The sequence below is a fragment of the Luteibacter sp. P4_D7_3 genome (assembly GCF_056401735.1).
In genome coordinates this window covers 1-13,268 of sequence record NZ_JBFUIT010000086.1, presented here as the reverse complement: position 1 = coordinate 13,268, position 13,268 = coordinate 1, and the positions used below count along the sequence as shown (strand labels likewise).

11 protein-coding genes are annotated in these 13,268 nt (G+C 65.0%); 7 read left to right on the top strand and 4 right to left on the bottom strand.

Annotation, left to right across the window (positions count from 1 at the left end):
- Positions 1 to 730: 730 nt before the first annotated feature.
- Positions 731 to 1,609, bottom strand: coding sequence for a translation elongation factor Ts (tsf, locus tag AC1DSN_RS10150; protein WP_213948694.1), 879 nt, complete (start codon positions 1,607 to 1,609; stop codon positions 731 to 733).
- Positions 1,610 to 1,694: 85 nt separating this feature from the next.
- Positions 1,695 to 2,543, bottom strand: a complete 849-nt coding sequence (gene rpsB / locus AC1DSN_RS10145) for a 30S ribosomal protein S2 (RefSeq protein ID WP_107914363.1) — start codon at positions 2,541 to 2,543, stop codon at positions 1,695 to 1,697.
- Between the two features lie 353 nt (positions 2,544 to 2,896).
- On the opposite strand from rpsB, the gene map reads away from it, so the two are divergent.
- From map to AC1DSN_RS10115, 6 genes are all read left to right on the top strand, one after another.
- Positions 2,897 to 3,664 (top strand): type I methionyl aminopeptidase, encoded by a 768-nt coding sequence (gene map / locus AC1DSN_RS10140; protein ID WP_213948695.1) that lies wholly within the window; start codon positions 2,897 to 2,899, stop codon positions 3,662 to 3,664.
- 26 nt (positions 3,665 to 3,690) lie between these two features.
- Positions 3,691 to 6,348, top strand: coding sequence for a [protein-PII] uridylyltransferase (glnD, locus tag AC1DSN_RS10135; protein WP_477297285.1), 2,658 nt, complete (start codon positions 3,691 to 3,693; stop codon positions 6,346 to 6,348).
- Positions 6,335 to 7,162, top strand: coding sequence for a 2,3,4,5-tetrahydropyridine-2,6-dicarboxylate N-succinyltransferase (gene dapD / locus AC1DSN_RS10130; RefSeq protein ID WP_213948833.1), 828 nt, complete (start codon positions 6,335 to 6,337; stop codon positions 7,160 to 7,162). The genes glnD and dapD overlap by 14 nt, the downstream gene beginning before the upstream one ends.
- Before the next feature lie 2 nt (positions 7,163 to 7,164).
- Positions 7,165 to 7,518 carry a Spx/MgsR family RNA polymerase-binding regulatory protein gene (locus AC1DSN_RS10125; protein ID WP_477297283.1) on the top strand — a complete coding sequence of 118 codons (354 nt, stop codon included), beginning with the start codon at positions 7,165 to 7,167 and terminating at the stop codon, positions 7,516 to 7,518.
- Positions 7,519 to 7,531: 13 nt separating this feature from the next.
- Positions 7,532 to 8,662: a succinyl-diaminopimelate desuccinylase gene (gene dapE / locus AC1DSN_RS10120; protein ID WP_477330563.1), complete on the top strand. Its 1,131-nt coding sequence runs from the start codon at positions 7,532 to 7,534 to the stop codon at positions 8,660 to 8,662.
- A gap of 97 nt (positions 8,663 to 8,759) precedes the next feature.
- On the top strand, positions 8,760 to 10,286 hold the full coding sequence (locus tag AC1DSN_RS10115; protein WP_477295820.1) for a hypothetical protein: 1,527 nt from the start codon (positions 8,760 to 8,762) through the stop codon (positions 10,284 to 10,286).
- Between the two features lie 5 nt (positions 10,287 to 10,291).
- Here the strand turns inward: AC1DSN_RS10115 and AC1DSN_RS10110 are convergent, their stop codons facing one another.
- On the bottom strand, positions 10,292 to 11,080 hold the full coding sequence (locus AC1DSN_RS10110; RefSeq protein ID WP_477295821.1) for a phosphodiester glycosidase family protein: 789 nt from the start codon (positions 11,078 to 11,080) through the stop codon (positions 10,292 to 10,294).
- Positions 11,081 to 11,208: 128 nt separating this feature from the next.
- Between AC1DSN_RS10110 and AC1DSN_RS10105 the strand changes: the two genes are divergently transcribed.
- Positions 11,209 to 11,697, top strand: coding sequence for an NUDIX hydrolase (locus AC1DSN_RS10105; protein ID WP_477330562.1), 489 nt, complete (start codon positions 11,209 to 11,211; stop codon positions 11,695 to 11,697).
- A gap of 93 nt (positions 11,698 to 11,790) precedes the next feature.
- Here AC1DSN_RS10105 and AC1DSN_RS10100 read toward each other — a convergent pair.
- Positions 11,791 to 13,268, bottom strand: a 1,478-nt coding sequence (locus tag AC1DSN_RS10100) for a DNA gyrase subunit A (RefSeq protein WP_477330561.1), incomplete at its 5' end; no start/stop codon positions are given.

Here is a 13,268-nt window from a genome sequence, read left to right as displayed (position 1 = left end):
GAGGGATGAGGCGCAGAGCCTTCGGTGCCCACCCTCGCTGCTCAGACACGTCCTCCGCGTTTCGTACCGGAAAGGCCGCTGCGCGGCCGTGTACTTATTTGGCCTACGGCCGCTCCACTTGTGCGGAACTCGCCTCGAGGGTGGGCACCGAAGGCTCTTCCCATCCTTGAGGTTCGTGCGGGCCGAGCCGACGAAGCAACGCCGCTTCGGCTGCCGGCTCGTCGCCATCGTCAAGCGGCAACCCCCACGCGCCGGTCGCGATCGTCCGCGCGAGGCGAAGCAGCCGCGAGGAAGGCGCTCGGCGAGCCGGAATGGCCGTACCAGCACGACGGCCGTAACGGTCCGCTTGGGCGGCCACACCCACGCCAACGGCTCTCCTTCCCGCTGACCGTATCGTCGTGAGAGACCTTGGTGTCCACCCTCGAGGCGAGTTCCGCACAAGTGGAGCGGCCGTAGGCCAAATAGATACGTGGGCCGCGTGAGCGGCCTTTCCTTGTCGAACGCGGAGGACGTGTCTGAGCAGCGAGGGTGGGCACCAAGGTCTCCCCGCGAGACGCCCAAGTGTAGAGAGCGATGGCGGAGCCGAGCCCCGCGAAGCCGAAGGCGAGCCGTCTGCGAGGTGCGAGACCCGGCCCGAAAGCCGAGCGCCCGGGCCTTGGTGATCCACGATGAGCCAAAAAAAGAGCCGCGATCGCTCGCGGCTCTTTCGGGTGCTGCCAGGAGGAAAGGCTTACGCCAGGCCAGCCTGCTTCATGACTTCGGCGGCGAAGTCGTCGACGACCTTCTCGATGCCTTCGCCGACAGCCAGGCGCTGCACCGTGACGATCTCGGCGCCAGCCTTCTTGAGGGCTTCGGCGACGGTGATGTCACCGTCCAGCACGTACGGCTGGCCGACCAGGGTCGCTTCGGCGAGGATCTTGTTGATCTTGCCGGTGACGATCTTGTCGAGGATGTCGGCCGGCTTGGCCTTTTCCTTCTCCGACATCTGGCTCAGCGCGATGTCCTTTTCCTTCTCGACGTAGTCGGCCGGAACGTCTTCGACCTTGATGAACTTGGGGTTCATCGCGGCGACGTGCATGGCGATGCCCTTGGCCAGCTCGTCCGAGCCGCCCTTGAGTGCGACGAGCACGCCGATGCGGCCGCTGTGCGAGTAGGCGCCGATCGGGCCGTCGTTCTCGACCTTGGCCATGCGGCGGACTTCGAACTTCTCGCCGATGGTCAGGGTGAGCGTCTTGGCGCCTTCTTCGACCGTACCGTCGCCCAGCTTGGCGGCGTTCAGTGCGGCGATGTCGGCCACACCGGACTCAAGGGCGACGTTAGCGACGTCCTTGGTGAACTGGATGAACTGTTCGTTGCGCGAGGAGAAGTCGGTTTCGCTGTTGACTTCGACCAGGACGGCCTTGCCGGACTTCTGCGCGACGGCGATGAGGCCTTCGGCAGCGACGCGGTCGGCCTTCTTGTCAGCCTTGGCCAGGCCATTCTTGCGCAGCCATTCCATCGCCGCTTCGATGTCGCCGTTGTTTTCGACGAGTGCCTTCTTGCACTCCATCATGCCGACGCTGGAACGCTCGCGCAGTTCCTTGACGAGGCTTGCGGTGATCTCAGCCATGGTAATTCCTCAATATTTTGATAAGCGCCGCGGCGGAGGTGCCGCGGCGCCAGATGAAACGGAAGAGCTCGACAGGGTGGGGCGCTTACGCGCGGCCACGACCACCGTCACGGCCGCCTTCGCGACGCGGAGCACCCTTCTTGTCCGGGGCGCCACGACGATCGCCACGCGGGGCGTTGTCCTTCGCGACCGGGTTGCCTTCTTCGTCGAGTTCGACGAACTCGTTGGCGTCGCCACGAGCGGCGTTCGGCGAAGCGGCCTTGCCTTCGAGGATCGAGTCGGCAGCGGCGCGGGCGTACAGCTGAATCGCGCGGATGGCGTCGTCGTTACCCGGGATGGCGTAGTCGACGAGGGCCGGATCGTAGTTGGTATCGACGACGGCGACGACCGGGATGCCGAGCTTGCGGGCTTCCTGGACGGCGATGTCTTCGTGACCGATGTCGATGATGAACAGGGCGTCCGGCAGACGATTCATGTCCTTGATGCCGCCCAGCGAGTTCTGCAGCTTGTCGCGCTCACGGCGACGGGCCAGCACTTCGTGCTTGACCAGCTTCTCGAACGAACCGTCGGTTTCGGCGGCTTCGAGTTCCTTCAGGCGGGCAACCGACTGCTTGACCGTGCGGAAGTTGGTCAGCATGCCACCGAGCCAACGGGCGGTGACGAACGGCTGGCCAGCGCGTGCAGCTTCTTCGGCCAGCGACTCACGGGCGGAGCGCTTGGTGCCGACGAAGAGGACGGTGCCGCCCTTCTGGGCCAGGCCCGAGAGGAAATGCATCGCGTCGGTGAAGAGCGGAAGCGTCTTCTCGAGGTTGATGATGTGGATCTTGCCGCGGGCGCCGAAGATGTACGGAGCCATCTTGGGGTTCCAGTAACGGGTCTGGTGGCCGAAATGGACGCCGGCTTCCAGCATCTCGCGCATGGTGACTTGTGCCATGGAATTACTCCTGGGCGAACCGCTTCGAGCGGTTCTAGGGGGGTTGGGACCTCCACGCATCCCCGGCTTCGACCCGGCCCTGTCGGGCCAGGCACCCCGAAGGCGGTGCCGATGCGTGTGTGGCGTTAAAAGCGACGGCTAGGTAGGGGCCACGGGGGCCCCATACGGTTACAATCGCGCTTCGTATCGCCGCCGTGGCCACGTTTGTGTGGCTTCGCCGGACAGCAAAACTCGCTAATTGTAGCCTCCAGAGCCGCCCGGCCGCAAGCCGAGGGTGGAATTCCGGCAGGGGCGCCGCCACCTGAGGTGGCAGGCCCAATCCCCTGAGGGCGAAAGGAAAAGAGAGAACCATCATGGCCGTCGTACCGAAGACCCCCGAAGAGATCCAGCACATGCGCGAGGCCGGCCGCCTGGCCGCCGAGGTGCTCGCGATGCTCGTGCCCCACGTCAAACCCGGTGTCACCACCGAAGAACTGGACCGCCTCGCCCACGATCACATCGTGAATGTGCAGAAGGCGATCCCCGCCAACGTGGGCTACCGGGGCTTCCCGAAGACCGTGTGCACGTCGGTCAACCATGTGATCTGCCACGGTATTCCGACCGAAACCAAGGTCCTGAAGGACGGCGACATCGTCAATATCGACGTCACTGTCATCAAGGACGGCTGGCACGGCGACACCAGCCGCATGTATTTCGTCGGCACGCCGAGCGTGCTGGCCAAACGCCTGGTCGACACGACGTTCGAGGCGATGATGCAGGGCATCCGCGCCGTGAAGCCGGGTGCCACCCTGGGCGATGTCGGCGCCGCCATTCAGAAGCACGCCGAAGCGGCAGGTTTCTCGGTCGTCCGCGAGTACTGCGGCCACGGCATCGGCAAGGTCTACCACGACGAGCCACAGGTGCTTCATTACGGCCGTAACGGCACCGGCATGGAGCTCAAGCCGGGCATGACCTTCACCATCGAGCCGATGATCAACGCCGGCAAGCCGCAGACCAAGTCGCTGCCCGATGGCTGGACGGTCGTTACCAAGGACCACTCCCTGTCGGCCCAGTGGGAGCACACCATCGCCGTGACCGACGATGGCTTCGAGATCCTGACCCCCTGGCCGGACGCCGCCTGACGCTCAACCACAGAAAGGGCTCCGACGTGACGCTTCCGCCGCTTCCACGCCTGCCCGCCGTCGTACCGCGCTCGGGTGTATCGCCCGAAGCGCGGCGCTCGCTCCGCCAGCTGCTGGGCGATGTGGACCGGTCGCTTACCGTCGCCTTCCGCGAAGGTGAAGACGCCTCGGCGCTCGCTCGACGCCGGTCGGAGATCGTCGATCGCATCGTCGTCCACGCCTGGGGCGCCTGCCTCGGTGACATGGCCGCCGGTGCGCTGTTTGCCGTAGGGGGGTTCGGACGGGGCATGCTGTTTCCCGCGTCGGACGTCGATCTGCTGGCGCTCGTCGCCGAAACCTCGCCCGCGCTGCACCGCGCCCTCGAGAGCTTCTTTGGCTGCCTGTGGGACATCGGACTGAAGCCGGGCCACGCCGTGCGTACCGTGGAACAGTGCCGCGAGCTTGCCGCCAGCGATGCCAGCGTGTTCACCAGCCTTCTCGACGCGCGACGCCTCGCCGGCTGGCCCATCCTGGCCGAAAGCCTGCGCGGCATCCTCGACGATCCGGCCCTGTGGCCCCCGCGCCAGTACCTCGCCGCACGTCTTGCCGAGCGCGACGCCCGCCACGCCCGTTACGACGACACGGCGCAGAACCTCGAGCCCAACCTCAAGGACGGTCCGGGTGGGCTGCGCACGCTCGATGCCTTGCGCTGGCTTGGCCGGCGCCTGGCCGATGCCCCGGATTTCGATGACATGGTGGCCGAAGGGCTGCTCGAGCCGGTCGAAGCGACCAAGCTGGTGCGTGCCGAGGAAACCCTCCGACGCTACCGCTATGCCCTGCACCTCGAGGCGGGAAGGGCGGAAGAGCGGCTGCTGTTCGACTACCAGCGCGGCCTGGCCATGCGCCTGGGTTTCGAGGACGAACACGCGAAGAACCTCGGCGTCGAACAGTTCATGCAGGGCTACTACCGCGCGGCCACGCAGATCGAGCGCTCCGGCACGCAGCTGGTCGAGCGCTTCGAGGAGATGCTCGACCCCGCGACGGAAGCTTTGCCAGTGGGCACGGACTACGTTCGCCACGGCTCGCGCATCTCGCTACGAAATCCGCAGCTCTTCGTGCGCCGTCCGGCGTCGCTGGTGGAGATCTTCATCGCACGGCTCGACGAGCCGGGCATCACCGGCTTTACTGCCGAAACCATGCGGCGCATCCAGCATGCCGTTTCGTTGCATGGCGAATCGCTGGCCGATGACCCGCAGGTACTCAGCGCTTTCCTGGCGCTGCTGCGGCGTGGTGCACCCGCCGTGGAGGCCTTGTGGCGGATGAATCGCCACGGCTTGCTCGCCGCTATCCTGCCGGCGTTCGGCAAGGTGGTCGGTCGGATGCAGTACGACCTGTTCCATGTTTACACCGTGGACGAGCACACGCTGCGAGTCCTGCGCAACGTGGCGCGTTTCGCCGATCCGGCCGCACGGCGTGATTTCCCCATTGCCTGCGAAATCTGGCCACACGTCGAAAAGCCGGAGCTGATGCTCCTAGCAGCACTGTTCCACGACATCGCGAAAGGCCGTGGCGGGGATCATTCGACGCTCGGTGAGGAAGATGCGCGCGCCTTTTGCGCGCGCCTTGGCCTGCCGGCGGACGAGACCGATCTGGTCGCCTGGCTGGTTCGTCACCACCTGCTGATGAGCACCACGGCACAGCGCCAGGACATCACCGATCCCGATGTCGTGCATCGTTTCGGCGGCACCGTGGGTGACTGGGAACACCTGGATCACCTGTACCTGCTGACGATCGCCGACATCATTGGTACCAGTCCCAAACTGTGGAACGCCTGGAAAGACCGCCTGCTCGCCGATCTGTACACCTCCACGCGCTTCGCCCTGCGCAGCGATCTCACGCCGCCCGCCCACGCAGGCATGCGCTTGCGCGAGACGCGTGAGCGTGCACTCGCCATGTTGGTCGCGGAGCACGTGGCCGCCGACGACATCGCCAGCGTATGGTCGGAGTTTCCGGACCTCAGCTTCCTGCGTCACCGACCCGAACAGATCGCATGGCAGACGGCGGCCATCCTGCGAACCCGCGGTGCCACGCCGCTGGTTGAGGTCCATCCGTTCTCCGTGCGCGGCAGCACGGAACTCTTCATCTACACGCCCGACCGCGACGGCCTGTTCGCCACGGTGACGGCCATGCTCGACCGCCTGCGGTTCTCGGTCGTCGAGGCCCGTATCCTCGTTTCCAGTACGGGCAAGGCGCTGGATACGTTCCTGTTGCTCGAGTCGGACTCGCAGGCGCCCGCCTCGTTGCAGCGCGCCGAGGAACTGCGCTCGCGCATGCTGCGCGCACTCGATCAGGCGGCGGGCCAGAGTCCCCCGAAGCGCAGTCTGTCGCGCCACCTGCGTCACTTCCAGATGACGCCGCGCATTGAATTCGTCGATGCCGGCGAACGCACGCAGCTTGCCCTGGTGTGCACCGACCGGCCCGGCCTGCTCGCCGCGGTTGCCCAGGCGCTGGCCGAAGCCGAGGTGCGCGTGCATGATGCGCGTATCGCGACGTTCGGTGAGCGTGTCGAAGATTTCTTCCAACTGACCGATCGCAGCAACGCGCCGCTGTCTCCGCAACGCCGTGAGATCCTGCGCGACTGCCTGCTTCGTCACATCGGTTTCGAAAACCCCAGGAACAGCTTGAATGCAGATGCAAACGCTTGAGTCCCTCATCGACGACGCTTTCGAACGTCGTGCCGACCTCAACCAGAATGAAATCGAAGGCAGCCTCCGCGAGGCGGTCGACCAGGTGCTCAACCTGCTCGAATCCGGCGAGCGCCGTGTCGCCGAGCCGGACGGCAAGGGCGGCTGGACGGTCAATGCCTGGTTGAAGAAAGCCGTTCTGCTGTATTTCCGCATGAACGGTAATCGCGTGATGGATGGCGGCCCCTCGAGCGCGTTCGACAAAGTTCCGCTGCGTTTCGCCGACGGCGACGCGACGGAGTATGCCAACCTCGGCGCACGCATCGTGCCGGGCGCGCTGGTCCGCCGTGGCGCGCATATCGCCAAAGACGCCGTGCTGATGCCGAGCTATACCAACATCGGCGCCTACGTCGGTGCGGGCAGCATGGTCGATACCTGGGCGACAGTGGGCTCCTGTGCGCAGATCGGTGCCGGCGTGCATCTCAGTGGCGGCGTCGGCATCGGCGGTGTGCTCGAGCCGCTGCAGGCGAACCCGACGATCATCGAAGACAACTGCTTCATCGGCGCACGTTCCGAAGTCGTCGAGGGCGTCGTCGTGGAGAAGGGATCGGTGATCGGGATGGGCGTGTTCCTCGGCCAGTCGACCCGTATCTACAACCGCGCCACCGGCGAAGTCAGCTACGGCCGCGTTCCTGCCGGAAGCGTCGTTGTCGCCGGCAGCCTGCCGGCAAAGGACGGCAGCCACAGCCTCTACGCCGCGATCATCGTCAAGCAGGTCGACGAAAAGACCCGCTCGAAGACCGGTATCAACGAACTCCTGCGCAGCGGCGAGTGAGCATGACGGTCACGCTCTACGGCCTGCCCACCTGCGACACCTGCAAGAAGGCGCGCAACTGGCTAACGCGTTTCGAGGTGGCTCACGCGTTCGTCGATTACCGGGCAAACCCGGTGCCGTCGGCGACGCTGAAAGTGTGGGCGGAGAAGCTCGGCGGTTGGGAGAAGCTGGTCAACAAGGCATCCACGACGTGGCGCACCCTGTTGCCGCAGCGCAAGGATCCGCGCAGCGATCCCGAGTGGACGCTGTTGCTGAAGGAGTATCCGGCGCTGATCAAGCGACCGGTGGTGGTCCACGGCGACGAGGTTTCCGTCGGCTTCACTGACAACGCGTTCAAGAAACGCTTCGGCAAGTAAGGCAAGCGAGCCCATGTCCTCCGTCATCGATCTCACCCGTGATCTCATCCGTCGACGCTCGGTAACGCCGGAGGATGCCGGCTGCCTGCCGTTGATCGCGGATCGTCTTTCGGCCGTGGGCTTTCGCATCGAGCACCTTCGCTTTGGCGATGTCGACAATCTTTGGGCCACCCATGGCGCTGGCGGGACGGTTCTCGCTTTCCTTGGCCACACCGATGTGGTGCCGACCGGACCGGAGGAGAACTGGACGTCGCCACCGTTCGAACCGGCCGAGCGCCATGGTCTGCTTTACGGTCGTGGCGCGGCCGACATGAAGGGCTCCGTGGCGGCCATGGTCGTGGCGCTGGAGCGATTCGTTGTCAGCCATCCAGATCATCCCGGTACGGTGGGTCTATTGCTGACCAGCGATGAGGAAGGTGTCGCGCTGCACGGCGTTCGCGAGGTGGTCGATCACTTCACGAAGATCGGCCAGCGAATCGATGCCTGTGTGGTCGGCGAACCGTCGGGCAGGGAAAGGCTTGGCGACCTCATTCGCGTCGGGCGTCGCGGTTCGCTTTCGGGCACCCTGACCGTGCACGGTGTCCAGGGCCACGTGGCCTATCCGGACAAGGCGAAGAACCCGATCCACAGCTTTGCGCCCGCGTTGGCGGCGTTGGCAGCGGAGCGTTGGGACGAAGGCAATGCCGACTTTCCTCCCACGTCGTTCCAGGTCTCCAACATCAACGCGGGAACGGGCGCGAATAACGTCATTCCTGGCGAGCTGGTGGCGCTGATCAATTTTCGTTTCTCTACCGCCAGTACGGCGGACGACCTGCGCGAGCGCGCCGAGGCAATTTTGCGCGCGCATGACGTGGCATTCTCGATCGACTGGCACCTGTCGGGGCACCCTTTCCTGGCCACGCCGGGTGGGCGCCTGCGCGAGGTCGTCGTGCGCGTCTGCCGCGACTTATGCGGGATCGATCCGGAACAGAGTACGGGCGGCGGCACGTCCGATGGCCGCTTCATCGCACCGATGGGCGCCGAGGTGATCGAATTAGGCCCGGTGAACGCGACGATCCACAAGGTGGACGAGTGCGTGTCGGTCGCCGACCTCGAGCGTTTGCCCGACCTGTACGAGGCGATCTGCGAGCGCATGCTGGGCTGATCGCCGACAACTATCGGCGCATGTCGCCGATAGTTAGACGCGCGCGCAACCGTGAAGCTCTCCGGGCTCGATAACGGGCGGACGTAGGGATACGAACATGAGAGCTTATGCGCGCACCGCCCTCACGATGCTGGCGGCTGCTGGCACGTGGGAGTCGGCAGCGGCCGTGACGCGAGACGAGACCAGCGTTGCCGGATTGACGATCCTGACCGTGGCCGACGACGATAATCGGGTCGAGGTCGAATCGAAGATCGAGGCGTGGCTCGACGACGGCAAGCGGATTGCCCTGACCGGTTCCGCGTCGTTGCTTCGCTTGCTCCGGCCGAACGGCGTGTACGCGTGGCCGACAAGCAACACCATCGTGCTCGATCCGGGTTCGGGCCTGGGTATCTTCGGCTTCGATGCTACCGATGCGACTCAGCGCCTCGCCGTGCTGCGTGCCTGGACCTGGGCCGAGCGTGCAGAGGTGAGCGACGTGACGCGCCCCATCCGTTCAGCCGAGGCAACGCGACGTTCGTTCGATGTCAGCTTCGACCTTTCAGCGGCATCGCCTTCCTCCGTTTGCCGCGCATTCCGCAGGAAGCTGGCCGCGACCCTGTTCAGTCAAGGGTTGCCCACAAGCGATGAGCTGCGCCCCTTCGCGATCGAGGTCCGACGCTGGTGCCAGTACGGCAACCTCTCGATGCACCTCGCCGCAGCACCGAAATTTACCATCTTCCCGTTTCGCGGCACCGACGAGCCCCGGCTGAGTCTCGTCACCGAATGGGCGCTCTTGCGTAACGACGATCCGATCGAACCGGGCGGAACGAGCTTCGTGTTCTGGGCCAAAACCATCGGCGAGGGCGGTGGCAGCGGTTTCGGGCGGCGATCCGGTACGGAAGGCTATTTCGACGCGGATCAGGGCGGATTACGTCGCTTGCTCGATGCGTCGATCCATAGTGGCTGGGGACCGATTGAATACGACGGCGTCGCGTCCGCCTGGCCCGTGAACTCATCGTTCCCCGGTACCGAGAAAACACAATTGTTCCTGTGTGATCGGCCCGGCGGCCCGGACCTTTTCGGCTGTCCGCAGCGACCGACGCTACGTTCCCTTTATCCGGCCGATTCCATCGATGGCGTCGTGACGGTGTCGCGGGCCGAGCGCTTCATCGTCGGTGGCAACGCCCAGGCCGGCGTCTCCGTCGACTCGACGGGGAAGATCACGCCGAACATGAGTTTCAGCCTGAACCTGGTACAGGCGACAACGGACACCGCGCAGTCGGAAATGCGTCTGGTGCAGACGCGGACCAATGCAGACACGACGTACTACCGGACCACGCGATGGACGCCCGATGTACCGGCCATCTACCAGTGGATCAATGCGCGCGGTCACCGGGGCAGCCTCGCCCAGGCCACACCGCTCGCCGCCACGCTGAATCCGCAATACGAGGTCGTCTGGGAGTTCCCGCTGCGCGGCAACGAGGGGCGCAGGTTGTCTTACAACATGGTCTACGAAGCGGGTTGGAACACCTGCTTCAACGGTCCGAACTGTGCCACGTACGTACAGCCGTCGGATCGCACGCTGCAAGCCAAGGCTCGCGTCGGCTGGAAAGATCGCCTCAGGCTCAACGTTCCCTACGACTGAAGGGATCAGTGCGCCTTCGGAAACACCGCGATCATGCCCGCGTACGGCTTGGTCATGAACGCCGGCGCGCCCGCATAGCCGTCGTCCGGTGTGAAGGCCTGGGAGATCGTGCCGTCGAGGAACAGGGCATCCCGGCAGCCGATCTCGTCGCGGAACAGGCGCGCGAAACTGTGGAAGTTCACCGGCGCACGGCTGACCACGAACACCACTTCATGCGGTGTCCTGGCACAAACGCCGCTGCGCCATTTCATGCTGTCCGAACCGTTGTCGAACTGCGGGTTGATCTCGCCGTCGATGACCAACATGGGACCGGACTGGGTTGCCCAGCGTGCCTTGCGTCCGGCGTCGCGAAACCCTTCGCTGGTGTGGATGTCGGCGGTGCCATCGTCGTAGACGGCGAACACGCCGTTGGGCAACAGCGAAAAGTTTCCTGACCGTGGGTTGCCGTGGATCAGGTTCAACGGGACCAGCGCCTTGCCGTTCTCGACATACAGGCCGAGCGGTTTGAACTCACGATCGTAGATGCCCGCGTTAGTGGCGAACGACAGCGGTCGACCCTTGCCCGCGGTCCAGGTCCTCAGCGCGTCGATCGTGCCGAAAGGCTGGTCGGTCTCCGGGTTACGCCAGTGAAGCTCGATGTCTTCACGGCGCGTGTCGACGGTCACCGCGAAATAGGACTGGCTGTCGAAGACCAGGTCGCGGCTATCCACGGCGTCCGCGGGCGCAACGCAACCCATGGCGGTGGCTGCCAGGGTCGTCGCGATGGCGATGCGGGCCAGAAAGGGGCGGGTCATGCGGGAAAGCTGGGGGTGGGGCATCCGTCGATGTTCGCCGGGTCGCACTGGGCTTGCAAGGGGCGAAACGCCGCCTTCGCACGGTGAGGGGGTAAACTCCCGGGTTTTTCCCCCCTGCTGTCATCGCCATGCCCTATACGCCCATTGTCGCCACGCTCGGCTATGTCATTTCGCCAGACGGCCAGCGCGTACTCATGATTCACCGGAACGCCCGCCAGGACGATCAGCATCTGGGCAAGTACAACGGCCTCGGCGGAAAAATGGAGCCGGGCGAGGATATCGCCGCGTGCATGCGTCGCGAGATCATGGAAGAGGCCGGCATCGAATGCCTTGAGATGCGCCTGCGTGGCACGTTGAACTGGCCAGGCTTCGGCAAGAACGGAGAGGACTGGCTAGGCTTTATCTTCATCATCGACCGCTACTCCGGAACGCCGTTCGAGTCGAACCCTGAAGGCAGGCTGGAATGGGTGCCGGTGAGTGAGCTCGATGCCTTGCCGATGTGGGAAGGCGACCGCCACTTCCTGCCCCTGGTGTTCGACGTCGATCCCCGGCCGTTTCACGGGGTGATGCCGTACAAGGACGGGCGGATGGTTTCTTGGGGCGTGACGCGGCTTTAAGAGCATCGCCGCTGAAGCGGCTCCCACACGGCGCGGCTATTTGTGGGAGCCGATTCATCGGCGATGGCCCCGGCAGGGGCCACCAGCCATGCCTCAACCCGTGGTTTCGATCCGCTCCACGCGACGCAGCCCACGCGGCAATACCCCGCCGCGCGTCGCACGGCTACCGCCGTACTCGACAAGGTCGGCCCACTTCAGCGTCAGCTTGCGCTGTCCTGCGTAAAGCGTGATTTCACCCTTGCCCTCGGTGACCACCGCAACACCGACCACGCGTTCTTCGCCCGATGCCAGCTTGGCCTTGGGAATCTCGATGAGCTTGTTGCCCTTGCCCTTTTCGAGTTCCGGCAGCTCGGCTACCGAGAACATGAGCAAGTGGCCTTCGCCGGTGACCACCACGATACGGTCGCGCGACGGGTCGGCGGAGATCGTCGGCGCCAGCACGCGGGCGCCATCACTGAGGGAGATGATCTGCTTGCCGGCCTTCTGCCGACCCGTCAGCGCTTCGAAGCGGGTGACGAAGCCGTAGCCGAAGTCGGTCGCCAGCACGATGCGAGTGTCGTTGTCCGCGGTGACGACAGCATCGAAGCGCGCGCCCGCGGGCGGGCTGAAGCGGCCCGTCAGCGGCTCGCCGTTGCCTCGTGCTGAGGGCAGCGTATGTGCCGGCGTCGCATAGGCGCGGCCGGTGGAATCGATGAAGGCGACCTGTTGCGTCGTACGCGCACGGGAGATCGCCAGCAGGCTGTCGCCATCGCGGTAGGAGAGGGCCTCGCCGTCGATGTCGTGCCCCTTGCCGGCGCGCACCCAGCCCTTCTGCGACAAGACCACGGTGACTGGCTCCGAAGCGACCAGCGCGCTTTCGTCCAGCGCCTGAGCCACGCTGCGCTCGATCAGCGGCGAGCGGCGCTCGTCGCCGTACTTCTCGGCGTCGCTGCGCAGCTCTTCCTTGATCAGGCTTTTCAGCTTGGCCGGCGACTTCAGCAGCACGCTGATACGCGCGCGCTCTTCCTCGAGCTTGCTGCTCTCTTCATTGATTTTCATTTCCTCGAGGCGCGCCAGCTGACGCAGCTTGGTCTCGAGGATGTAATCGGCCTGCTCTTCATCGAGACGGAACCGCGAGATAAGCACCGGCTTCGGCTCTTCCTCGGTACGGACGATCCGAATCACCTCGTCCAGATTGAGGTAGGCGATGCGTAATGCGTCGAGCAGGTGCAGGCGGCGCTCCACCCGGCCCAGGCGATGCGTCAGGCGGCGGGTGACGGTGTCGGTGCGGAAACGCAGCCACTCCGACAGGACCATCTTGAGGTCCTTCACCTGCGGCCGTCCGTCGAGGCCGATCATGTTCATGTTGACGCGGAAGCTCTTCTCGAGATCCGTCGTGGCGAACAGGTGCTGCATCATCTCGTCCGCATCGACGCGGTTCGAGCGCGGCACGAGCACCAGCCGAATCGGGTTCTCGTGATCCGATTCGTCGCGCAGGTCTTCGATCATCGGCAACTTCTTCGCGCGCATCTGCGCGGCGATCTGCTCGAGGATCTTCGACGGCGATACCTGGTGCGGTAGCGCGGTAATGA

Excerpts from the sequence above, each read along its gene's own strand:
- tsf (WP_213948694.1), bottom strand. The coding sequence starts at position 1,609 with ATGGCTGAGATCACCGCAAGCCTCGTCAAGGAACTGCGCGAGCGTTCC.
- rpsB (WP_107914363.1), bottom strand. The coding sequence starts at position 2,543 with ATGGCACAAGTCACCATGCGCGAGATGCTGGAAGCCGGCGTCCATTTC.
- map (WP_213948695.1), top strand. The coding sequence starts at position 2,897 with ATGGCCGTCGTACCGAAGACCCCCGAAGAGATCCAGCACATGCGCGAG.
- dapD (WP_213948833.1), top strand. The coding sequence starts at position 6,335 with ATGCAAACGCTTGAGTCCCTCATCGACGACGCTTTCGAACGTCGTGCC.
- AC1DSN_RS10125 (WP_477297283.1), top strand. The coding sequence starts at position 7,165 with ATGACGGTCACGCTCTACGGCCTGCCCACCTGCGACACCTGCAAGAAG.
- dapE (WP_477330563.1), top strand. The coding sequence starts at position 7,532 with ATGTCCTCCGTCATCGATCTCACCCGTGATCTCATCCGTCGACGCTCG.
- AC1DSN_RS10115 (WP_477295820.1), top strand. The coding sequence starts at position 8,760 with ATGAGAGCTTATGCGCGCACCGCCCTCACGATGCTGGCGGCTGCTGGC.
- AC1DSN_RS10110 (WP_477295821.1), bottom strand. The coding sequence starts at position 11,080 with ATGACCCGCCCCTTTCTGGCCCGCATCGCCATCGCGACGACCCTGGCA.
- AC1DSN_RS10105 (WP_477330562.1), top strand. The coding sequence starts at position 11,209 with ATGCCCTATACGCCCATTGTCGCCACGCTCGGCTATGTCATTTCGCCA.